This is a genomic window from Pseudofrankia sp. DC12 (genome assembly GCF_000966285.1).
In the GTDB taxonomy this organism is placed as follows: Bacteria; Actinomycetota; Actinomycetes; order Frankiales; family Frankiaceae; genus Pseudofrankia.
Genome location: NZ_KQ031391.1, coordinates 349,271 through 370,809 on the forward strand (window position 1 = coordinate 349,271; position 21,539 = coordinate 370,809).

At 75.3% G+C, this 21,539-nt stretch carries 21 protein-coding genes and 1 pseudogene; 10 read left to right on the top strand and 12 right to left on the bottom strand.

The genetic code is table 11. The features are described from left to right. Nucleotides 1-25: 25 nt before the first annotated feature. The 5 genes and pseudogenes from FRADC12_RS01375 to FRADC12_RS01390 all read right to left on the bottom strand — a co-directional run bounded on the left by FRADC12_RS01375 (nucleotide 26) and on the right by FRADC12_RS01390 (nucleotide 2,316). Complete coding sequence (locus FRADC12_RS01375; RefSeq protein WP_045875243.1) at nucleotides 26-244, bottom strand: hypothetical protein; 219 nt, start codon at nucleotides 242-244, stop codon at nucleotides 26-28. Then, a complete protein-coding gene (locus FRADC12_RS01380) occupies nucleotides 241-756 on the bottom strand; it encodes a nuclear transport factor 2 family protein (protein ID WP_052711237.1) in 516 nt (171 codons plus the stop codon). Before FRADC12_RS01380 ends, FRADC12_RS01375 begins: the two co-directional genes overlap by 4 nt. 160 nt (nucleotides 757-916) lie before the next feature. Next, entirely contained in the window at nucleotides 917-1,363 is a 447-nt protein-coding gene (locus FRADC12_RS34720; protein ID WP_052710626.1) for a serine hydrolase, read from the bottom strand. Beyond that, nucleotides 1,287-1,772: pseudogene (locus FRADC12_RS34725) on the bottom strand (serine hydrolase); the annotation flags it as partial. The pseudogene FRADC12_RS34725 and the gene FRADC12_RS34720, both read right to left, overlap by 77 nt. 319 nt (nucleotides 1,773-2,091) lie before the next feature. Next, the gene (locus tag FRADC12_RS01390; protein ID WP_045875245.1) at nucleotides 2,092-2,316 is read right to left on the bottom strand and encodes a hypothetical protein; all 225 of its coding nucleotides are present in this window, start codon (nucleotides 2,314-2,316) and stop codon (nucleotides 2,092-2,094) included. A gap of 160 nt (nucleotides 2,317-2,476) precedes the next feature. Here FRADC12_RS01390 and FRADC12_RS01395 point away from each other — a divergent pair, with 160 nt between their 5' ends. Then, nucleotides 2,477-3,385, top strand: coding sequence for a hypothetical protein (locus FRADC12_RS01395; protein WP_232303535.1), 909 nt, complete (start codon nucleotides 2,477-2,479; stop codon nucleotides 3,383-3,385). A gap of 77 nt (nucleotides 3,386-3,462) precedes the next feature. Continuing rightward, a complete protein-coding gene (locus FRADC12_RS01400; protein WP_045875247.1) occupies nucleotides 3,463-3,708 on the top strand; it encodes a DUF2630 family protein in 246 nt (81 codons plus the stop codon). Nucleotides 3,709-3,736: 28 nt separating this feature from the next. On the opposite strand, the gene FRADC12_RS01405 is transcribed toward FRADC12_RS01400, so the two are convergent. Continuing rightward, nucleotides 3,737-5,287 carry a sensor histidine kinase gene (locus FRADC12_RS01405; RefSeq protein ID WP_045875248.1) on the bottom strand — a complete coding sequence of 517 codons (1,551 nt, stop codon included), beginning with the start codon at nucleotides 5,285-5,287 and terminating at the stop codon, nucleotides 3,737-3,739. Continuing rightward, entirely contained in the window at nucleotides 5,280-6,077 is a 798-nt protein-coding gene (locus tag FRADC12_RS01410; protein WP_232303536.1) for a response regulator transcription factor, read from the bottom strand. Before FRADC12_RS01410 ends, FRADC12_RS01405 begins: the two co-directional genes overlap by 8 nt. 122 nt (nucleotides 6,078-6,199) lie before the next feature. Between FRADC12_RS01410 and FRADC12_RS01415 the strand changes: the two genes are divergently transcribed. Then, a complete protein-coding gene (locus tag FRADC12_RS01415) occupies nucleotides 6,200-7,543 on the top strand; it encodes a DUF1800 domain-containing protein (RefSeq protein WP_232303537.1) in 1,344 nt (447 codons plus the stop codon). 18 nt (nucleotides 7,544-7,561) lie between these two features. Continuing rightward, a complete protein-coding gene (locus FRADC12_RS01420; protein WP_045875250.1) occupies nucleotides 7,562-8,884 on the top strand; it encodes a DUF1501 domain-containing protein in 1,323 nt (440 codons plus the stop codon). Between the two features lie 30 nt (nucleotides 8,885-8,914). On the opposite strand, the gene FRADC12_RS01425 is transcribed toward FRADC12_RS01420, so the two are convergent. The 3 genes from FRADC12_RS01425 to FRADC12_RS34730 all read right to left on the bottom strand — a co-directional run bounded on the left by FRADC12_RS01425 (nucleotide 8,915) and on the right by FRADC12_RS34730 (nucleotide 12,455). Further along, entirely contained in the window at nucleotides 8,915-10,615 is a 1,701-nt protein-coding gene (locus tag FRADC12_RS01425) for a DUF4139 domain-containing protein (RefSeq protein WP_045878921.1), read from the bottom strand. Between the two features lie 49 nt (nucleotides 10,616-10,664). Then, a complete protein-coding gene (locus FRADC12_RS01430; protein WP_045878922.1) occupies nucleotides 10,665-11,759 on the bottom strand; it encodes a CE1 family esterase in 1,095 nt (364 codons plus the stop codon). 498 nt (nucleotides 11,760-12,257) lie between these two features. After that, on the bottom strand, nucleotides 12,258-12,455 hold the full coding sequence (locus tag FRADC12_RS34730; RefSeq protein WP_232303538.1) for a hypothetical protein: 198 nt from the start codon (nucleotides 12,453-12,455) through the stop codon (nucleotides 12,258-12,260). A 12-nt stretch (nucleotides 12,456-12,467) separates the two neighbouring features. Between FRADC12_RS34730 and FRADC12_RS34735 the strand changes: the two genes are divergently transcribed. Together FRADC12_RS34735 and FRADC12_RS01440 are read left to right on the top strand one after the other, a co-directional pair. Continuing rightward, complete coding sequence (locus tag FRADC12_RS34735) at nucleotides 12,468-12,632, top strand: VOC family protein (protein WP_232303539.1); 165 nt, start codon at nucleotides 12,468-12,470, stop codon at nucleotides 12,630-12,632. 200 nt (nucleotides 12,633-12,832) lie between these two features. Next, the gene (locus FRADC12_RS01440) at nucleotides 12,833-13,375 is read left to right on the top strand and encodes a GNAT family N-acetyltransferase (protein ID WP_157488662.1); all 543 of its coding nucleotides are present in this window, start codon (nucleotides 12,833-12,835) and stop codon (nucleotides 13,373-13,375) included. A gap of 171 nt (nucleotides 13,376-13,546) precedes the next feature. On the opposite strand, the gene FRADC12_RS01445 is transcribed toward FRADC12_RS01440, so the two are convergent. Beyond that, complete coding sequence (locus FRADC12_RS01445) at nucleotides 13,547-14,458, bottom strand: PAC2 family protein (protein ID WP_045875251.1); 912 nt, start codon at nucleotides 14,456-14,458, stop codon at nucleotides 13,547-13,549. 475 nt (nucleotides 14,459-14,933) lie between these two features. Here FRADC12_RS01445 and FRADC12_RS01450 point away from each other — a divergent pair, with 475 nt between their 5' ends. Continuing rightward, entirely contained in the window at nucleotides 14,934-15,635 is a 702-nt protein-coding gene (locus tag FRADC12_RS01450; RefSeq protein WP_084010386.1) for a TetR/AcrR family transcriptional regulator, read from the top strand. 175 nt (nucleotides 15,636-15,810) lie between these two features. Beyond that, the gene (locus FRADC12_RS01455; RefSeq protein WP_045875252.1) at nucleotides 15,811-16,584 is read left to right on the top strand and encodes a DUF4232 domain-containing protein; all 774 of its coding nucleotides are present in this window, start codon (nucleotides 15,811-15,813) and stop codon (nucleotides 16,582-16,584) included. Nucleotides 16,585-16,599: 15 nt separating this feature from the next. Here the strand turns inward: FRADC12_RS01455 and mftR are convergent, their stop codons facing one another. Next, the gene (mftR, locus tag FRADC12_RS01460) at nucleotides 16,600-17,226 is read right to left on the bottom strand and encodes a mycofactocin system transcriptional regulator MftR (RefSeq protein ID WP_045875253.1); all 627 of its coding nucleotides are present in this window, start codon (nucleotides 17,224-17,226) and stop codon (nucleotides 16,600-16,602) included. 252 nt (nucleotides 17,227-17,478) lie between these two features. Between mftR and FRADC12_RS01465 the strand changes: the two genes are divergently transcribed. Beyond that, on the top strand, nucleotides 17,479-19,530 hold the full coding sequence (locus FRADC12_RS01465) for a mycofactocin system FadH/OYE family oxidoreductase 1 (RefSeq protein ID WP_052710629.1): 2,052 nt from the start codon (nucleotides 17,479-17,481) through the stop codon (nucleotides 19,528-19,530). Beyond that, a complete protein-coding gene (locus FRADC12_RS01470; protein WP_045875254.1) occupies nucleotides 19,527-21,518 on the top strand; it encodes a mycofactocin system FadH/OYE family oxidoreductase 2 in 1,992 nt (663 codons plus the stop codon). The genes FRADC12_RS01465 and FRADC12_RS01470 overlap by 4 nt, the downstream gene beginning before the upstream one ends. Nucleotides 21,519-21,539: the final 21 nt, after the last annotated feature.

Sequence of the window (21,539 nt, forward strand, 5' to 3'; positions counted from 1 at the left end):
CGGTCGCGACGCCGGCCCGCGCCGGCTACCCGGAGTCCCGCCCGGCGCCGCCGGACGCCGGGACGGGCGGGCGCTCCGGCGGCCGCGGCCGCGGCCGCGGCGGGCTCGCCACTCGGGCGGGCCGGGCCGGCGGCACCTGGCGCACCAGCCAGGACCGCCACTGGGTCATGGCGACCATCACCAGGTCGGCCAGGTTCGCCGCGAGGGCGTCGCGCCGCCGGCCCGGGAGCCGTCGCTCGGTCACCGCTCCACGAGCTTCTCGTCGACCCCGACGGCACGGCCCTGCGGGATCGACACCGCGGGCTGCTCGACCACGCCGCGCCTCATCAGCTCGTCGACCATGCCGAGCAGCCGGGTGATCCGCAGCCTGCAGATGCGCCACTGCCCGTCGGCGCACCTGCGGTATTCCTCGTGGTAATGGCCGCTCCCGGCGATCTCCAGCATTCCGCCGTCGCCGGTGAACCGCACGTAGTCGTTCATCGCCCAGATTCCGCGGGCCGACTCCGGCCCGGTTATCTCGATTTCGGGCATGTGGGCGTGATGAACAGTCAGCCCGGCGCCGATGGCCCGGAGGATGAATTCCATGAACTGCTCGCGGGTGCTGAACCGCTCATCCGGCACGTCCGCGATCCACGCGTCGAGGTCCGGCGTGAACACGTCGGCCCACTCGTCCCACTTCTTCTCGTCGACCAGGCGCAGGTAGCGCGCTTTGAGCTGCTTGACAGCCTCGATCTCACAGAGGTCTCCGATATCCACCAGCATCCCCCTATGCCGCTTCACGGCGCCCGTTCGCCACAATCGGCAGCGCGGGCACGGTACGCCGTTCCGAGAAATCAGCGCCGCCTTCCGGCCGGCCGGCCGGAGCGTACTGCCACGCATTCTCGAACGCGACGCGGGCGAGTCGCCGGACGACGCGCTATCCGCCGGTGGCCGGCTTCGCCGCGCCGGTGACCGCCTGGGTGACGACGCGGCTGGCCTCGGCCGGGCCGAAGGTGGGCGGCCTGGGGACGGCATCGGGGGTGCCGAGCCCGACAACGACGGTGTCGGTCGCCGGGTCGACCTGGACCACCTGGCTGCCGAGACCGGTCGCCCAGAACATGTCGTCCCGGGCGCCGGCGACGAGCCGGCCCTGCCTGGACGTCTGGTTGCCGACCTGGGACAGGTCCGTGGCGACCAGCGGGTTGCCGACGAGCCCCTCGTGGTTGAGCCACCACAGGTAGCCGTACGCCGCGTTGAGCTGGGTCGAGGACGTCCCGGTCGCGGCGCGCAGCCAGTCGGCGGAGACGATCTGCTTGCCGTGCCAGACGCCGTGGCCGAGGGCCAGCTGCCCAAACCGGGCCAGGTCGCGGCAGGTGCTGTGCACCCCCGGTGAACATCTCCGTGTTGCCGGCCCCGTCGTGCGACATCGACGTGCGGGTCCTGCCGAGCGGCGTGAACAGCCGCTGCCGGGCGAACGCCGCCGGATCCTGGCCGGTCGCGCCCTGGGGCACCTGTTGCAGGGTCTGGATCGCCGAGTTGTTGTAGGCCCAGACCTGGCCGGGCGCCTCGGCCTGGCCGCGCCCGACGGCGAAGGCTGTCTTGTCCCGGGCCCGGATGAGCTGGTTGTAGTCGAGATCGATGCTCCACTGCCGGCCGGAGTCGTTGCTCAGCAGATCACGGACGGTGACGGCCGCGGACGGTGTCCCCCGCCAGGACGGAATCCGCGTCGACGCGGCCTGTGTGATCTTCAGGTCGCCGTCGTCCTGAGCGATGCCGGTCAGGGTGCTCGTCACCGACTTCGTCGCCGAGAAGGACGTCCTGCTCGGCGTTCGCGTTCATGCCCCGGAAGTACCACTCGCCGGCGATCTTCCCATCGCGGACCACCAGCGGACCACCAGGAGGCAGTTCGACTTCCCGGTCTCGGCGGTCCTCGCGAGATCGGCGAGGACGCTCGGGTCCAGACCGGCGGACACCGGGTCGACGGTCTCCCAGTCGGCCCCCGGCTGGTGCGGAGCTGCCCGGGGTCGCGGACGCGCCGGCGGACGCGCTCCCCGCCGGGTCGCCGTGGCAGGCGGCGGGCCAGCTCGTGCGGGCCAGGCCCTCGACGGACCGTCAGGACGCGTCGGGGCGGGCGCGGCGGGCGTCCTCGGCACCGGCAGGCGCTCCAGTGCCGTCCGGCGCCGGCTCGGCGGCGCTGCCGGCGAACCGGCCGTGCAGCCGTTCGCGGATCTCTTCCGGGGTGTAGGACCGGCGGGCCCGTTCGGCGCGGGCGACCATCGCGCCCGTCGCCGCGACGCCGACGACTCCGGCCAGCCCGAGCACCTTCCACACACGCATACCTCAGGCTAAGTCGAATCCGCCGGTCTTGAGTGGGCCATCGCAGGACGAGGCCGCGTCCGCCCCAGAAAAGTCCAGTCGCGGGCCGCAGTTGCCGAGGCCTTGGCCGACTCGCCCCGGTCACCGCCCACGTCGGCCTAGTCTGGACGTTATGTGCGCCATGCCCGTCAGCCTGGATGCGGCCGTGGAAGCGAGCCGCACCGGCGACCTGTGGCTGTTCCGGGGGCGGACCGCGGCCGACCGGGCGATCCAGACGCTCACGAACAGTCCCGTCAACCATGTCGGCATGGCCCTCGTCCTCGACGACATGCCGCCGATGATCTGGCATGCCGAGCTCGGCCGGTCCCTGCCCGACCGGTGGACCGGCGGCCGCCACCGCGGGGTCCAGCTGCACGACCTGCGGGCCGCCGTCGAGCAGTGGGGCCAGCGGTACGACCAGCGGGCCTGGCTGCGCCAGCTGGAGCCGGAGGTCCCCCGGGAGGCGGAGGACGCCGCCCTGCGGATCGTCGCCCGGCTTGACGGCACCCCGTTCCCGTCGACCGCCCAGCTCGCCGGCCGGTGGCTGCTCGGCCGGGCGCCGAACCACCACCACCGGCCCGCGGGCGTCGCCGAGGACGCGGACCGGAGCTTGGACGATCCGGCGGCCGAGCCCTGGTTCGCCGCGTCCGGCTGGCAGCCCGGCTCCGACGGCGCGCGATCCGACGACCCCGGGCGGCCGGGCGTCGTCCCGAGCTGGGCCGACGAGGCGGTACCCGCCGAGCCCGCGGCCCGGGCCGCTCGCTGGCCGCGCCTGCTCGGCCGGGCACGCCGGCCGCACGCGGCAGCGGCCGGCGATCCGCCGGTGGCGGTCCCACCCGGCCCGGAGACCCTGACCGAGGCGAGCGGCTCATCGCTGGAGACCGCCTACTGCGCCGAGGTGGTCGCGATCACCTACCAGGCGATGGGGCTGCTGCCCGCGGGCCGCCGGCCGAACTGGTACGACCCGGGCCGGTTCTGGAGCGGGGACGACCTTCCGCTCACGGCCGGCTTCTCTCTCGGCGCCGAGATCGCGGTCGAGATCCCGGACTGACCCGCGGCCGGGCGGTGCGGCCGCCGTCGCGCCGGGGCGTCTGGCCGCGAGCCGCCGGCGCGTGCTTGGCTGACGACATGGACGACAACGGGATATTCACTCAGATCAACGCGCTCGTCGCCGAGGAGCACGACCTGCGCTCGAAACGGGCGGCGGGCGCGATCGACCCGGAGGAGGAGCTCGCCCGCCTCCGCCACGTCGAGGCGTCCCTCGACCAGTGCTGGGACCTGCTGCGCCGCCGCGACGCGCTGCGCGCCGCCGGCCGGGACCCCGTCGACGCCAAGCCCGCGTCCATCGCCCAGGTCGAGGGCTACATCCAGTAGCACACGCGTTCTCCGTCAGGAACCTGCGTCAGGAGGCGCCGTCGCGGGACGGGCCGAGCGCCAGCACCCGGTGCGGCCCGGTGACCCGCCGGCGCGCCGGACCGTCGTCGCCGGGCTGGATGAGCGGCAGCCGGACGCTGAAGGCGGCCCCGCCCTCGGCGGCGGCACCGGCCTGGGCCGAGCCGCCGAGCCGGGCCGCGAGCCGCCCGACGAGGGCGAGCCCGAGGCCGGTGGAGACGGGGCGCAGGCCACGGTAGCGCTCGTAGAGCGCCGAGCGGTCGAACGCGACCGCGCAGTCGTCGGCCGTCAGGCCCGGCCCGCCGTCCCGGACCTCCAGCACCCCGGCCGGGCCGCGGGCCGACGGCTCGGCCCTGGCGGCGAGCACGATCGGCGCGCCCGCTGGGACGACCCGCAGCGCGTTCTCGGCCAGCCCGTCGAGGATCTGGCGCAGCCTGGCCGCGTCGGCGATGACGATGACCGGCCGGCCCGGTTCCGGCGCCTCGACGCGCAGCGGGATGCCCTCGGCCGCGCACCGGCGCCGCCACACGTCGGCGGCGTCGGCGAGGACCCGGCCCAGGTCGACCGGCGCGAGGTCCACCCGGAAGTCGTCGGCGTCCAGGCGGGCGAGGTCGAGCAGGTCCTGGACGAGCCGGTCCAGGCGCAGCGCCTCGTCGAGGATCACCCGGCCGGCATGCGGGGTCTCGGCCGCCGGGGTGACCTCGTCGGCGAGCGCCTCGGCGAAGCCCCGGATCGCGGTCAGCGGGGTCCGCAGCTCGTGCGAGACCGAGAGCAGGAACTCCCGCTGCCGCGCCTCGCTGGTCGCGAGCGCCGCGGCGAGCCCCGCGAGCGCGTCGGCGACGTCGGCGATCTCCACCGGTCCGCCGGTCGGCAGGGCGCGGGTCACGTCGACGTCGCGCCGGCCGCTGGCCAGCGCGTGCGCGGTACCGGCGAGGGCCCGCAGCGGCCGGGCCAGCCGGCGGGCCAGGACCAGGCCGGCGACCGTCGCCAAGGCGAGGGCGACGACCAGCGCGATGAGCAGCCGGCGGCTCTCGGCCGTGGTCAGCTCCCGGGCAGCCGAGACGTCCTGGAGGAGCACCAGCGTGTTGCCTCCGGCCAGCGGCCGGGTGGAGACGAGGACCCGGCGGCCCGCCACGGTCCGCACGTCGGTGTTCGCGTCCGTGCCGGCCAGCCGGGCCCGGGTGCCCGCCGTCAGCATCGGCACCCGGCGGCCCTCACCCGGGCCGAGGGCGAGCGTCGCCAGACCGTCGGGATCGAGCACCAGCAGGCTGATCTGCTGGGCGCCGACGGCGCGAGCCACGTCACCACGCAGCTCGGTGTCGCGGGCGGTGCCGGTCAGCGCACCGGGCCGGCGGGCCAGGTCGGCGACCAGGTCGGCCTGCCTGCCGAGCGCCCGGCGGGCCTGCGCCTCACCGACCCGGCCGAGCTGCCCGAGGAAGATCGCCCCAGTGATGATCACGGCCAGCAGCGCGACCAGCGTCGTCACGAGCGCCGTGCGCGACCCGAGCCCCCCGCCGCGCCGGCGTCGCCGCCGCCCCGCCCGCCGGCCCAGCTCAGGCATCGGCGGTGTACCCGACGCCACGGACGGTCCGGATCGGGGAGACGTCCCCGAGCTTGGCCCGGACCTGCGCCACGTGGACGTCGACGGTCCGGGTACCGGCCGCGGCCTGGTAGCCCCACACCTGGGAGAGCAGCCGTTCCCGGGTGTAGACCAGCCCCGGGCGGGCGAGCAGCGCGGCCAGCAGGTCGAACTCGGTAGCCGTCAGCTCGACTGGCACCCCGGCGGCGGCGACCTGGCGGCGGTCCAGGTCGAGCTGGACGGCACCGGCCCGCAGCGTCCGCGTCACCGGCCGAGCCTGCTCCGGGCCGGCGCGGCGCAGCACCGCGCGCAGCCGGGCGACCAGCTCGCGGGGCGAGAACGGCTTGACCAGGTAGTCGTCGGCGCCCAGCTCCAGGCCGAGAATCCGGTCGACCTCGTCGTCGCGCGCAGTCACGAACAGCACCGGCGTCCAGTTCTCCTCGGCCCGCAGCGCGCGCAGCACGTCGCGCCCGTCGAGGCCGGGCAGCCGGACGTCGAGGACGAGCGCGACCGGCGCGAGCTCGCGGGCCGCCGCGAGCCCGGCGGCCCCGTTTTGGCGGACCTCGACGCCGAAGCCCTCCCTGGTCAGGTACAGCCGGATCAGGTCGCTGATGTGCGGCTCGTCCTCGACCACCAGCACCAGGCCGGTCTGCTGGCGTGGCGCCGGCCCGGCGGCGGGCGCGGGCGCGTCGGTTGTCGCGGCCGTGGCCGGCGGCCCGGCGGTGGGCGGCGTGGACGGCGGCTGGCCGGGAGCTGAGGGAGGGGCTGCCACCGCTCCAGTGTGCGGCCGGACAGGCCGCCGACGGGAGGCCTATCGGACTCGCGCGCCTTCCCTTACCGTCCTCGAACATGACGGCCACGGGCCGCTGACGGTCCGCTGGAATGTTCTGCGTCGTGGCTTCTCGTTCGGACCTCGCGTTCCTCTACCGCCGGGCCGCGTTCGGCGCCCGCCCGGCGGAGCTCGACACCGCAGTCGGCCGTGGCTACGGCGCGACCGTCGACGCCCTGCTCGGCGCCACGGCGACCGTGCCGCTGGAACCGCCGCCGGCCTTCGCCCCGCTGACCCTCCCCCGCGGCGCTGACACCCAGGCGCGGGCCACCTACGCAAAGATGGTCCGCGACCAGGCGACCACGCTCGCCGGCTGGTGGATGCGGCGGATGGCGGCGACCGACGCCCCCTTCACCGAGAAGCTGACGTTCTTCTGGCACGGCCATTTCGCCACGTCGATCGTCAAGGTGCGCTCGGCGGCGATGATGCTGGCCCAGAACCAGATCTTCCGCCAGCAGGGCACCGGCCGGTTCGACGCGTTGACGCTCGCGGCCGCGCACGACCCCGCGATGCTGGTCTGGCTGGACGCAGGCCAGAACCGCAAGGAGCACCCGAACGAGAACTTCGCCCGCGAGCTGATGGAGCTGTTCACCCTCGGGATCGGCAACTACTCCGAGACCGACGTGCGCGAGGCGGCGCGGGCGTTCACCGGTTGGCGGGTCGACAAGGCCCGGACCGGCTTCCAGCTGGCCGCCGCGCAGCACGACGACGGGACGAAGACCGTCCTCGGGAAGTCGGGCAACCTCAGTGGTGAGGACGTCATCGCCCTGGTGACGCACGCCCCGGCATCGGCCCGCTGGGTGTGTGGCCGGCTGTTCAGCAGGTTCGCCGCCCCGACCGCGCCGACAGCGAACCCGGCGGCGGCCACGATGCTCGCGGCCTACTCCCCGACGCTCGACGTGGGCGCCGCCGTCCGGGCGATGCTGCTCTCACCGCGGTTCCTGGCCACCCGCGGCCAGCTCGTGCCGCAACCGGTCGAGTACGTCGTCGGGGTGCTGCGCGCCCTCGGCCTGCGCGTCGCGCCGGCCGACGCCGACGGGTCGGGCGCCGCGACCGACGCCGCCGCGGGCCAGGGCGCGCTGAAGCAGAAGGCGGTCCTCGCGGTCCTGGTCGGACTCGGCCAGGTGCCGTTCGACCCGCCCAGCGTCGGCGGCTGGCCGTCGAACGCGGCCTGGCTGACGACCGCTTCCGCCCAGGTCCGCGCGAGGTTCGCCGCCGCGGCGGCGGCAGCGGCGGACCTGTCGGTGATCGCCGACGAGCCGGCCTCCGGCCGCGCCGACGCGGTCGCCCAGCTGCTGTCCGTCGACGGCTGGACCACCCGGACCCGCGCGGCCCTCGCGGCGACGGGCGGCAACCCGGCCCGGCTGGTCGCGCTCGGCCTGCTGTCCCCCGAGTACCTGACGGTCTAGGAAAGGTAGGACAGACCGATGCCGTTCGACCGACGCCGGTTCCTGATCGCCTCAGGGGTGACGGGCGGGCTCGCCGCCGCCGCCAGCGGTGGCGTGCTCACCTACCGGGACCTGCACCATGCGGCCTCCGAGCAGCCGCTCGCCGGCGGTGGCGTGCTCGTCGTCGTCACCCTCTACGGCGGCAACGACGGCCTGAACATGGTGATCCCGGCCGGCGACCCGGCCTACCAGGCGGCCCGGCCCGAGCTCGCCTACTCGGCCGGCGACGCGCTGCCGCTGAGCGACGGACTGGCGCTGCATCCCGCGCTGACCGGGCTGCGAGGGCTGTGGAACTCCCACCAGCTCGCGATCGTGCGCGGCGTCGGCTACCCGAAGCCCGACCACAGCCACTTCCGGTCGATGGCGATCTGGCAGACCGCCTCCCCCGACACGGTGGCGAGCACAGGTTGGCTGGGCCGTTGGCTCGACGCCCAGGCCAAGGCCGACCCGAAGGCCGCGAGCAGCGTCGCCGCGCTGCGCGCGATCTCCGTCGGGCCGACGCTGGCGCCGCTGGTCGTGGGCGCCTCGACCGCCGCGGCGGCCGTGCCGACCGGGTCGTTCAAGGCGCCCGCGGGCGCGCTCGGCCAGGAGCTGCACCTGCTCTACCGGCCGGACCGAGCGGACGGGCCGCTCGCCGCCCGGGTGGCCTCGTCCGGCGCCGACCTGTTCACCGTCGCGGGCGCCCTGGCGCCGGTCCTCACCGCCAGGTCCGACCAGACCCAGGCACCGACGGGCCAGCTCGACGCCGGCTCCGACCCGACCGCGGCCACGACGAACGCGGCGGGCGGCGGGACGGCCGGCACCACGGCGAAAGCCGACGCCGGCGAGCTCGGCGCGCAGCTCGACGTCGTCGCCGCCTGCATCCGGGCCGGCGTGCCGACGAGGGTCTACTCGGTGAACCTCGGCGGCTTCGACACGCACACCGAGGAGAAAGCCACCCAGGCCCGCCTGCTCGGCCAGCTCGACGCGGCTCTCACCCGGTTCCAGTCCACCGTCGGCGCCGACCCGCACGGTGCGGGGGTGACGACGCTGGTCTACTCGGAGTTCGGCCGCCGGGTCGCGGCGAACGCGAACAACGGCACCGACCACGGCACCGCCGCGCCCGTCCTCGTCCTCGGCTCACGGGTCAGGGGCGGCTTCTACGGCGACCAGCCGAGCCTCACGAGCCTCGACGACGGCGACCTGAAGGCCACCACCGACTTCCGGTCCATCTACGCCACCCTCCTCGAACGCGTGCTGGCGAGCGACGCCGGCCCCGTGCTCGGCGCGGGCGAGCACTTCCCCCGGCTGTCCTTCGTCTGACGCCGGGCCGGCCCGCTCGGCCCGCTGGGTCTACTCGGCCCAGCCGGCCAGGTCGAGGCCACGGTTGTGCTCCAGGCGGAAACCGAACTCGATCTTCCTGGTGGCCCCGGCGGCGAGCTCCACCGGCCAGGTCAGCTGGCCGAGTTCCGTGGTCTCGCCGGGAGCCGGCGTGGCGTGGAAGTCCCTGACGACCACGCCTTCGTGCCGGGACACCGGGATCTGGTCGCGGACGGTCACCCTGGCTGGCCGACCGGTGTGGTTGGTCAGGGTGACCGCGTAGCCGACGTCGGTGCGGCGCAGGCTGCCGACGACCTTGCGGCTGGTGGCCCGGCTGACCAGCTCCCGCTCGACGACCAGCCGGTCGTCGACGCCGAGCTGCAGCTCCACCTCGGCGCCCGGCGGGACGGGCTGGTCCAGCGCGCTGGTCCCGACGTAGTCGGCCCCGTGGAAGATCGCGATCGGGCCCGCGAGCAGCGTGTGCGCCGACGCGTTCGTGACGCTGGCCCGCAGGTAGGCCTCGGGGGCCAGCTTGGGAACCGTCAGGTGGTCCAGCTCGGCCGCGAGCTCCAGGATCGCGAGCGTGGCGCGGTGCGAGTGGCCGTCGGCGGGCACCGGCACCGGCCGGGCCGGGCGGTAGGTGGCCGCCGTCCCGGAGGTGTCGACGGTCGCGACGGCATGCTCGACGGGCGCCGCGGCGGCGGCGAACGCGCGGACCGAGCCGCCCGCCAGCGTGCCGGGCGCGGCGGCAGCGGCCATCGGCCTGGCCATCGGCGGTGGCAGGGGCGCCGGCCGGGCGACGTCCACGTACCAGGGAGTCAGCTCGGGCAGGCCGCTGCTGCGCGCCGGCCGGGCCGTCGACAGCGCCAGGTCGCACGCCGGCCAGTCCTCGCCGCTGGACTGGGTGACCAGCCCGAACCAGGTCAACGTCACCGTCTCGTCGACCAGGCGCGCGTCGTACCGGGCCGACCAGGAGGCGTTGAGGGACAGGTACGAGACCTCCAGCTCGACCTCGGCGCCGGCGGCCGCGTCCCCGGCGCTGGTGGGCTCCAGTGCGACGGTGACCCGGTAGGCCTGCTGTGGCCGGGCGCGGCCCTGGCGTTTGGCCACCGCGGCCTCGGCGGCGGCGATCTCGCGGTTCAGGTCCTCCTGCTGCTCGGCGATCGCGCGGCGGCGCCCGGACAGCTCGGCGAGCTGCCCGCCGAGCGCTGCGCCGATCTCGGCGAGCCGCAGCGACTCGGCGCTCGGGACGTCGGCGGCCGGCGGGGGCGGCACATCCCCACGCCCCTCCGTCGGCCCGCCATGCCAGGTCGGCGCGCCCCAGCCCCGGGCGACCGCCGCGGCGCCGTTGCGGCCGGCCACCTCCACGAACCTGCGCAGGACCTGCTCCGCCTCGGCGGCGTCGTCCAGCTCACGGGCACGGCGCCGCAGCACGCGCAGCCGCTGCTCCAGCTCGGCGAGCGTGGCATCGGCGGTGGCGGCGCGGGTCTCGAGATCCACCTCTACGCCCAGGATCCGGACCGCCCCGCGCCCGGAGACCCGGACCGAGTCCGGGTCGATCTGCTGCGGCAGCCCGCCCAGCGTCGCCGTGAGCTCGGTGGGCGCGGCGGCGTCCGGCGCCGCGGCGGGCAGCGTCACCACGCCACGCCGGGTGACGCGGGCCTGCCTCGGGTACACGACGACCGCCGTGATGGGAGCGTCCAGGGTGAGCGCCGTCGCTGCTGGATCAGCCATGACGGTCAGCGTAACCAGGGCCTCCGACAAATCGGCACGAGCCACGCGCCTACGTCACGGCGCTGGCCGGCTCCGTCACGCGCGCCGCGGGTGGCAGACCGACCAGGCCGGCCGGCCGTGCCCCGGTCGCGGTCGCGGGGCTGGCGGCCCCAGGGCTCCCGGGGGCGGAACCTGGCAGCTCATGAGCCGAGAAGAACGCCCAGATCTCGGCCGTGGCGTTGATGGCGTCGCTGGGCTCCCCGGACTTCGGCCGGATCTTCTGGCCGCCCGGCCACGCGTGTACGCCGCCGACGATCGTGTCCAGGACCACCTCGGCGCCGCCGGCGCACGGACGGTAGGCCGCCCGGATCAGGCTGCCGGAACGCTGCTCGGCCGGGGCCGCCGGGCAGCCATCGTTCTTCACCCAGAAGCCCACGGAGTCCGCCACCGACCGGTCGACGCGGTCCTTCTGCGACGGGAACCGTTTCCCCTCGTCGGAGCCCTTGCCGCCGTCATACGGCACGTTCTCGTCCGCCGTCCCGTGGATCGCCAGCAGCGGCACCGGGCGGGCGGGGGCACAGCCGTCGAGGTCCAGGGCCCCCGAGACGGGGGCGATCGCGGCGATCCGGCCGGCGAGCGCGCAGCCGAGCCGGTAGGTCATCATCGCGCCGTTCGAGAAGCCAGTGACGTAGATCCGGCGCGGGTCCACCGGGTAGTGGGCTTCGAGGTCGTCGAGCATGGCGGCGACGAACGCCACGTCGCCGACCTTGTTGTTCAGCGCCGACCCGCAGCACCAGCCGGCGTTCCAGGTCAGCAGCCGGTCCGCCCTGCCGCCGGTGCCGTCGGGGCTCGCCACCAGGAAGTGGTCCTGGTCGGCCAGGTCGTAGAAGCCGGTCTGCTTCTCGATGTTGACGTTGTTGCCCCCGCCGCCGTGCAGCTGGACGACGAGCGGGAGCGGGGTGGTGCCCGTCCCGGCCGGGACGTGGATCGCGTAGTCGCGGGACAGGCCGTCGACCGTCAGCGTGTGGCTGACCGTCCCCGCCTGTGGCGCCGTCCCGGACGACGGCGACGCGGCCACCGGCGCCCGCCGGTCCATCGGCCCGCAGGCAGCGGCCGCCCCGGCGGCGACCGCCACCAGCGCCGCCACGGCCGTCAGCCGTGGCATCACGCCCCGTCGCATCAGCCCGTCCCCTCGCCCGCCAGCCGTCCGGCTGGTCAACCCCGACAGGGAGCACGTTTGCAGAGATCACCCAACGGCTCGCAAGGGTCTTGTAAGAACCAGGTCAGGCCCCGCCACAGGCTCTCCGCGGACGGGCGCGAGTCCTACGGCGTGGTCACTGGGCCGGGGATATCGCGGCCATGGCGTAGGACTGAACGGCGCTGGACCTGTGCGAGGTGCCTCCAGGCCGGCCCATCGTCCTGCCGACATCGGGCCCGGGAACGTGTTGTAACGGCAACTAGTTCTGCCGCACGACGGCGCCGGCCCAGCGGCGGGCCGGGACGGACCGGGCATCGGGGCAAGTCATGAGCAGTGAGCCGACGACCGTGGCCCGCGGCCTACCAGCCCTGGAAGCGGCCCGGGCCGCCCTGCGGGCCACCTACCTGGCCCCGGGCGGCGAGCGAGCGCCGTCCTCGGCCCGAGGGCTGCACCACGCCGCCCTGATCAGCCACGACGTCGAGCGGACGATCCGTCTACCAGGGGCTGCTGGAGTTCCCGCTGACCGAGCTGATCGAGAACCGCGGCTACGCCGGCTCGTCGCACTTCTTCTTCGACATCGGCAACGGCAGCCTGATCGCCTTCTCCGACTTCCGCGGTCTCGACCTCGGCCCGTACGCCGGGGTTCTCGGCGGCCTGCACCATGTCGCCATCTCGGTGGCCCCGGACCAGTGGCGCCAGCTGGCCGGCAAGCTCCAGGCTGCCGGGGTCGAGCATGTGGCCCACTCCGAGGTCTCGGTCTACTTCCGCGACCCCGACGGCGCCCGGCTGGAGCTGATCGCCGACCCGCTCGGCGAGATGTACGGCACGAAGGTGCTCTGACGGGCGATCCGGGCCGGCTCGGGCCACCTCGTCCGGCGATGCGGGACGCCGCGCGGGGCGCGGGCCGGGCCGGACGGGGCTCGCTCGGCGCGGCGCGCGGCACGGGCCGCCGCCGGCCGGCATCGTCGGGGCTGGCCGGCGCGAGGGCGTCGGTCCGCCGGTCCCGTGGCCGCCCCGCGGGCTGATCGGGGAGGGGTACCGTGGCGGTCGTGGAGCCGGTCCGAGGCGAGGTCATCACGTTCCTGGAGATGACCAGCCCCGACCAGCTCAGACCGGGCCGGGTCGCACCGGAGCTGGTTCTCATGCCGACGGCGGTCGCCGACCGACCGCTGACGCGGGAGACCATCGTGCGGGTCGGCACCCCCTACCGGTGGCCGTCCGTCGCCTGGGACGACGCCGCCTGGGCGGACTGGTTCACCGACCCGCGCCGGCAGAGCTTCCTGCTGCGGGTCGGCGGCGCCGAGGGCGAGGTCGCCGGGGTCGTCGAGACCGAGGCGCACCCGCCGCACGACGTGGAGATCGTCTCTTTCGGCCTGGTACCCGAGCATGTCGGCACCGGGATCGGCGGCCACGCGCTGACGCTCGCGGCCAGGCTCGCCTGGGCCCTCGACCACCCGGCGCTCGACGGCGTCCGCCGCGTCTGGCTGCACACCTCGACCCTCGATCACCGGCGCGCCCTGGCGAACTACCGCGCCCGCGGCTTCCGTCCCTACCGCACGAAGACCCGCGGCCGGGTCGCCTGAGGCGGCCGAATCGCAACCCGGTGGATCCCGACAAGGTGCTCCTTGTCGTGGGCCGCGAGCGCGGACGTCACGGCCGAGCCCCAGTCGCCGCCCTGGGCCGCGTAGCGGTCATACCCGAGCCCCCCTCGCCGCCTTCGCCGAAATCATCGACGGGCTGCGCTGAGCCGGGGCCTACTGGCCGTCCGGCTCGGACTGCTCGGCGAGGAAGCGCTCCAGCTCGGCGCCCAGCTCGTCGGCGGTGGGAAGGTCCTCGGGCTGGACGGTCGGGAGGCCGCCGGACTCCTTGCCACGCTTGTAGGCGTCGTACTGCTCCTCCAGCGCGTGCACCAGCGACGCCATCTCGCCGCCCTTGGCGAGCTCCTGGTCGACCTCGCCGCGCACCGTCGCCGCGGCCGACTGCAGGCCGTCCAGCGGGAGCATCAGACCGGTGGTCTTGGAGACCGAGGTCAGCAGCACCTCGGTGGCCGCTGGGAAGTCCGTCTGGTTGAGGTAGTGCGGGACGAGGGCCGCGAGCCCCATCGCGTCCCGGCCCTCCTTGCCGAACTCGTACTCCAGCAGGTGGCCCGCGCTGCCTGGCACCTGGACCTGGCGGACCCACGGCTCGTAGCCGGCGACCAGCTCCTTGCGGGTGCCGTGCACGATCAGCCCCGTCGGCCGGGTGTGCGGCACGGCCATCGGGATCGCGTTCAGGCCGACCGCGAGCCGCAGGTTCAGCCGGCGGGTCAGCTCCCGGATCGCGGTGGAGAACCGCTTCCACATCAGGTCGGGCTCGGGGCCGGCGAGCAGCAGGAACGGGGTGTCGGCGCGGTCGCGCAGGGCGTAGAGGGCGAGCACCGGGTCCTCGTAGTGCTCCCAGTGGTCCTCGACGAACGTCATCGCGGGGCGCCGGGACCGGTAGTCGAGCAGCAGGTCGATGTCGAAGGTCGCGACGACCTCGTGCTCCAGGCTCGTCAGCAGGTGCTCGCTGGCCAGCCGGACCGCGTTGCCCGAGTCCACCACGCCGGTCATCGCCTCGAGCAGCACCGGCCGGCCCAGGTCGGGCAGGTCGCCGTGGACCTCGTAGAGCTCACTCGGGTCGAGCATGGCCGAGACCTCCCCTGTGCACCTTCACGGGCCTCCGACGGCGCAGCCGCGCCTCCTTTGGCCGGGTTCCGGGACGGTGCCGGGTCACCGTCCCTCCATTGTCACGTCGTGGGCGGGTCGCCGTGGCCATCCTGCCGGCTAGGTCCGGCGTTGCCGGCAACGTGCCGTCCGGACCGGCCCGCGGTACTCCCGGCCAGGCCGTGCTCCCACTCACCTGGACCAAGCGGCGCTGGCATGGATCCATTCCTGGCTTCCTCCCTCCAGCTTCCTCTCCGGCTGCTCGGGTGTACCCGATCGGCCGAACCGCGACGGCTGATTGGTGCCCGGCCCCGGGCGTGTCTTGGCCAGGTGGGCGACGCCCGGCTGTCAACATCGTTGTCTACAGTGGCTGTGATCGGCAATGACCCTGATCGGCTGACCCTGATCGGCAATGACCCTGATCGGCTCCACGGCGCGTCAACGCGGAAGGTGCGGCATGTCGGACGAGCAGGACCTGGGCCTCGACGAGACGGGGCCCGCCGAGGGCGGGCGGGTGACCGTCAGCGCGGCGGCCAGCCGGCGCACGCCGCGCGGCACGCTGTCACGGCAGGTGCTGCTGGACAGCGCCCGCGAGATCGTCGACATCGGCGGGGTGAACGCGCTGTCGATGCGGGCGCTCGGCGCCCGGCTCGGGGTCGACCCGACCGCGATCTACCGGCACTTCCAGAACAAGAACGAGCTGCTCGACGCCCTCGCCGACCTGATGATCCGCGGCGAGGGCGCGCTGCCCGCCACCGGCGACCCGGGCGCGGACCTGCGCGAGAGCATGCGCCAGCTGCGCCGCCAGCTGCTGCGCTACCCGACGCTGGCCCCGTCGGTGCTGCGCCAGCCGCCGGGCAGCGGCTCCTGGTGGGACCGGATGGAGCACGCCGTCGGCGCGCTGCACGCGGACGGCCGGTCCGAGGCGGACGCGGCGGCGCTCTGGCAGACGCTGCTGTTCTTCGTGGTCGGCCACGCCCTGGTCGAGGCCCGCCATCTGGCGGAGAACCTCGCGACGGACCGGGTCGGCGCGCCGATGCCGACCGTGAACCCGCCGCGCTCCCGCTACCCGCGGCTCGCGGCCGCGGCGCCCTTCCTGCACGCGGACCTCGACGACCAGTTCGAGACGGGCCTCGACCGCGTCCTGGGCGCGCGCTGACCAGGCGCCCCTTGCTGGCCGGCTGAGCCGGCCGGACTTAACCGGACATCCACGGCCGGTCGCGCACCCGGACGGGCGAGTCGCGCCGGGTTGGCCGGGAACGGCCGCGTCGCGCCGAATAATCCCTGGTCAGCGGCCCCGCCCCCGGGCAGCCGCGATGCCCAGGAGGTCGCGGATGCACTCGTTCGCCGCGCGCGCCGGCCGGGTTGCCGGCGGCGGCCACGCCACCGCCGTCCGCCGGACCGTTTCGTGCTCCGCCACTGTCGGCGCCGCCGTGGTGATCGCGCTGGCCGGCCTGGCGGCGTGCTCGCAGCCGGCCCAGGACACTGGCTTCAACATCCAGGGCTCGCCGCCCGCCGCCGCCGCGCCGGTCACCACCAGTCCGCCCGGCCGGCCGTCGACGAGCGCCCCGCCCACGGCCCGCGGCTCGGCGACCACCGGCGACCTGGAGATCACCGACACCCGGTGCACGGGCGCGAAGGTCGACGTCGAGCTGGGGACCCCGGTGGTGATGTCGCCTTCCGACCCCGGGCTGCTCCAGTTCGCGCTCGCCGTGACGTTCACCAACCACTACGGGCTGACCTGCTCGATCTTCGGGTTCCCGGGCGTGGCGCTGGTGACGGCCGCGGGCGAGACCTATGACCTGCCCCGGCGCGCGGACCAGCGGGCCGCCACCGTGTACCTCCCGCCCGGCGGTTCGGCCTCGGCCCTGCTGACCTGTCTGCAGGTCCCCGCCGCCGCCCCGACCGACCCGCTGCCGCTGACCGGCCTCGCCGACGCGCCGGTCGCCACCGCCACGCCGTCCGTCTCGGCGTTCACTCCCGCCTACGTCCTGGTGACCCCGCCGGACGACCGCGAGGCGGTCCGGCTGGACTGGCCGGCGGGCCCGGTCGTCGACCAGCGCGCCGACACCCGGCCCAGCACCTCCATCGGCCCGGTCATCCGCTGACCGCGGCGGCCGGCCTCAGAGCGTCGCGGCCAGTCCGTCCGTGAGCAGGCGCAGCGCCTGGTCGAGGATGGGGCCGAGGTCGGCGCCGGGGCGCGCGAGCCATTCCTCGTAGCCGGCGACCGCCACGCCCAGGAACGCCCAGGCGGCCGCCCGCGGCTCCAGCGCGTCGGGCTCCCGGCCGGTGCGCGCGGCGACGAAGTCCGCGACGACGGCGCGCCAGGCCGCGTAACGCAGCGTCGAGTGCGCCTGCAGCGCCGGCGTGCGCAGGATGAGCGCCATCCGGCGCCGGTGCCAGTCGGCCTCGGCGGCCGGGTAGGTGTTGAAGTCCAGGATCGCCCGGCGCAGCGCGGCGAGCACGGGTACCTCGGCCGGGGTGGCGGCCAGCGCGGCGCGCATCGTGTCCAGGTGGGCGTCGAACTCACCCCAGGCGACGTCGTTCTTGGAGGCGTAGTAGCGGAAGAACGTGCGTCGGCCGATGCCGGCGGCGGCCGCGATGTGGTCGACCGTCGTCGCGTCGAAGCCACGTTCCTCGAAGATCAGTAGTGCGTGCCGCTCCAGCTCGGCGGCGGTCGTCACCGGCCGCCGGCCGGCCCGGCCGGTCGAGGCCCTGGGCTCCTGCGGGGGCGCGCCGTTGTGCACCACGTCACCGTACCCCCGAAGATCGTTCCAACGCCGCGCAGCGTCCGTCCATGGCGGGCAGAACGTCGCGCCTCGGCGGCGGGCCGGGCGCCGCCGGCGGCATCCCTTTCCTCCGGCACCCAGTGCCAATATGCTTCGCCCCAGTCCAGCTTCTATGGCACCGAGTGCCATAGTCGGCCGGACCGCGGCCGCCCAGCCTGCCGGCTGGCGACCAACCCCATTGCGAGGCGGACGGACACACGGTATGGCCAACCTATGACCGCGATCGACGGTGATCCCGCCGCGGCGACGGGCTCCCGCGAGCCGGCCGGCCCGGCGCTCGGGGCGCCGCTGACGCTGCGCGGCCACCAGGCGCCGTCGCGGGTCCTGTTCGGCCCGCACGAGACGAACCTGGCCCGCCGGCGCGACATCTCCGACCGGCACGTCGCCTACTACGCCCGCCGGGCGGCCGGTGGCGCCGGGGTGATCGTCACCGAGACGGCGTCCGTCACCGCGGACGACTGGCCGTACGAGCGGGCGCCGCTGGCGGCCGACTGCGGGCCCGGCTGGGCGGCGCTGGCCGAAGCGGTCCGGCCCTATGGCACCGTCGTGCTGGCCGGGCTCGGCCACGCGGGTGGGCAGGGGTCGAGCGCCTACTCGCAGTCGGTGCTGTGGGCGCCGTCGCCGGTCGCGGACGCGGCCAGCCGGGAGCTTCCCGCCGAGCTGGAGCAGGACGGCATCGACGCCATCGTGGCCGGCTTCGCCGCCGGCGCGTCGCTCGCCGTCGAGGCGGGCCTGGCCGGCGTGGAGATCGACGCCGGCCCACTCGCGCTGCTGCGCCAGTTCCACTCCGGGCTGACCAACCACCGCGGCGACGGCTACGCCGACCGGCTGCGGCTCACCCGCGAGGTGCTGACCGCCGTCCGGGCCGCGATCGGCGCCGAGAAGGTGCTCGCCCTGCGGCTGAGCTGTGACGAGCTGGCGCCCTGGGCCGGGGTGACGCCCGAGCAGGCGGCCGAGCAGGCCGACGCGCTGGCCGGTCTCGGCCTGCTCGACCTGCTGGTCGTGGTCCGCGGCGGGCCGTACTCGACGGCCGCCTACCGGCCGACGGCGCACACCGCGCCGACGTTCAACCGCGACCTGTGCGCGGCCATCCGCGCGACGGCGGCCGGCCGGGTCGCGGTGGCGCTGCAGGGCAGCGTCGTCGACGTCGACGCCGCCGAGGCCGCGCTGGCGGACGGCGTCGCCGACCTGGTGGAGATGACCCGGGCGCAGATCGCCGATCCGGAGCTGGTCGCGAAGGCCCGGGCCGGCACGCCCGAGCGGGTCCGGCCCTGCCTGCTGTGCAACCAGGCCTGCCGGGTCCGCGACAACCGCAACCCGATCGTGTCCTGCGTCGGCGAGCCGCGCAGCGGCCACGAGACCGAGGACGCGCCGGTCGAGGGCGCCGACCCCCGGCCGCGCGCGGTGCTGGTCGTCGGCGGCGGCCCCGCCGGCCTGGAGGCCGCCCGGGTGCTCGCCGGGCGTGGGCACACCGTGACCCTGGCCGAGGCCGGCGAGCGGCTGGGCGGCGCACTGCGCACGGCCGCGGTCGGCCCCGGCCGCGACCGGCTCGTGCTGCTGGTCGACTGGCTGGCCGCCGAGTGCGCGCGGCTGGGGGTCGCCGTCGAGCTGGGCCGGACGGTGACCGCGGCCGAGCTGGACGCGGCCGAGGCCGCCGGTCAGGCCGTCGTCCTCGCCACCGGCTCGGTGGCCGCGGACCGGGACTACCCGGCGACGGCGGACGCCTTCGCACCCCAGGTCGTCGACGCGCTGAGCCTGCTGGCCGCCGGTCCCGACCTGCTGGTGGCCGGGCCGGTCGTCGTGCACGACCCGGTTGGCGGGCCGGTGGCGGTCGGGATCGCCGAGTGGCTGGCCGCGGCCGGCCGTGAGGTCGCCCTCGTGGCGCCCGACCAGGTCGCCGGCACGCTGCTGTCGCTGACCGGCGACCTCGCCCCGGCGAACACCCGGCTCGCGCAGGCCAGCGTGCGCCGCGAGCTGCGCGCGCTGGTCCGCGAGATCGGCGACGGCCACGTGGTGCTGGAGGACGTCTGGACCGGTGCCCGCCGCGAGATCCCCTGCGCCGCTCTCGTCGACTGCGGCCACCGGCTGCCCGACGAGGCGCTCTACCTGGCTCGCCCCGGTACCCCCCGGGCCGGCGACTGTGTCGCCCCGCGCACCGCGCTGGAGGCCGTGCTGGAAGGCCGGCGCCGGGCATTCGACGTCGCCAGGCGGGCCCCGGCCCGCACCGTGCCGCTGGCCGCGGCGAGCGCGGGAGGGGCCCGATGAGTGCGACCTCGCGGTACCAGTACCTGTTCAGCCCGCTGCGGATCGGCCCACTGACGGTTCGCAACCGGGTCGTCTTCTCGGCCCACCTGACGAACTACGCCGCCGACGGGCTGCCCACCGAGCAGCACGCCGCCTACTACGCGGCGCGCGCGGCCGGCGGCGCGGGGCTGATCATCACCGAGGAGCACTCGACCCACCCGACCGACTGGCCGTACGAGAAGCTCATCCACGGCTTCAACCCGGCCGTCATCCCCGGCTACCGGCGGATCACCGACGCGGTCCACGCGCACGGCACGCCGATCCTCGCGCAGATCAACCACAACGGCGGCCAGGCGTCGTCGATGTTCTCCCGCCAGCCGGTCTGGGCGCCGAGCCCGGTGCCCGACCCGCTGTTCCGCGAGGTCCCCAAGGCGCTGGAGCCGCACGAGATCCGCGCGGTCGTCGCCGGCTACGGGCAGGTCGCCGAGCACTGCGCGGCCGGCGGTTTCGACGGGATCGAGCTGCAGTGCTCGCACTCGTCGATCGTGCGCGGCTTCCTGTCCCCCGCGACGAACAAGCGGACCGGCTCCTACGGCGGGTCGCTGGCCAACCGGGCGCGGCTGCTGCTGGAGATCGTCGACGCGGTCCGCGCCGCGATCGGGCGCGAGCTGGTGCTCGGCGTCCGGATCTGCGGCGACGAGCTGATCGAGGGCGGCACCACCATCTCCGACGCCGTCGAGATCGCGCGGATGGTCGAGGAGTCCGGCAAGGTCGACTACATCAACACCTCGATCGGCGTCGCCACCGCCACGCTCTACATGATCGAGGCGAGCATGCAGGTGCCGCCGGGCTACGCGATGTTCATCCCGAGCGCGATCCGGGCCGCGGTGAGCCTGCCGGTGGTCGGGGTCGGCCGGTTCAAGGACCCGCTGCAGGCCGACCGGGCGCTGGCCGCCGGCCAGGCGGACCTGATCGGCGTGGTCCGCGGCCAGATCGCCGACGCGGACTTCGTCGCCAAGGCCCGGGCCGGGCACGCCACCGAGATCCGCACCTGCCTGTCCTGCAACCAGGAGTGCGTCGGGCGGATGGGCCTGAACCGCTGGCTCGGCTGCATCGAGAACCCGCGGACCGGCCGGGAGGCCGTCCCGCTGCCGGCGCCGCGCCGGCGCGGCCAGCGGGTGCTCGTCGTCGGCGGCGGCCCCGGTGGGCTGCAGGCCGCCGTCAGCGCCGCCGAGCGCGGCCATCACGTCACCCTCTTCGAGCGCTCCGACCGGCTCGGCGGCCAGGTCCAGCTCGCGGCCAGCGTGCCGAGCCGGGCCGAGTTCCTCGACATCGTCCGCAACCTGATCGCGCACGCGCAGCGGGTCGGCGTCGACGTGAAGCTGTCCACCGAGGTCGACGCGGGCCTGCTGCTGGCGGAGCAGCCGGACGCGGTGATCCTCGCGACCGGGGCCGCGCCGAACCCGCCGTGGTGGGCCGGCGAGGCGGGGTCAGGCCCGGACCGCCGGGTCGTCGACGTCCGGGACGTGCTCGAAGGCCGGGCGGCGCCGACAGGAAAGGTCGTCGTCATCGACGAGCTGGGCTTCCACCAGGCGACGTCGGTCGCCGAGCTGCTCGCCGACCGCGGCTGCCAGGTCGAGGTGATCACCAACGGCATGGTTGTCGGCCAGGACCTGGGCGTCACCCTGGACATGGAGCAGTGGAACGTCAAGGCGGCGGCCCGGGGCGTCACCCAGGCCACCGACCTGGTCCCGATGGGCGCGGCGCCGGCCGGCGACGGCGCGGGCGTGGTGCTCAACCTGCAGCACCACCCGACCGGCACCGACCAGACCCGCGAGGTCGACTGGGTGGTCTGCGCCGTGCACCAGCGCGCCGAGGACGCCCTGTACAGGGCGCTGCGCGCGGCCGGCGAGCTGCCCTTCACCCTTGCGCGCGTCGGCGACTGCCTGTCGCCCCGCCGCGCCCACGCCGCCGTGGTCGAGGGCCAGCGCGCGGCGGTGAGCCTGTGAGCCGGACCTACCCGATCGGCT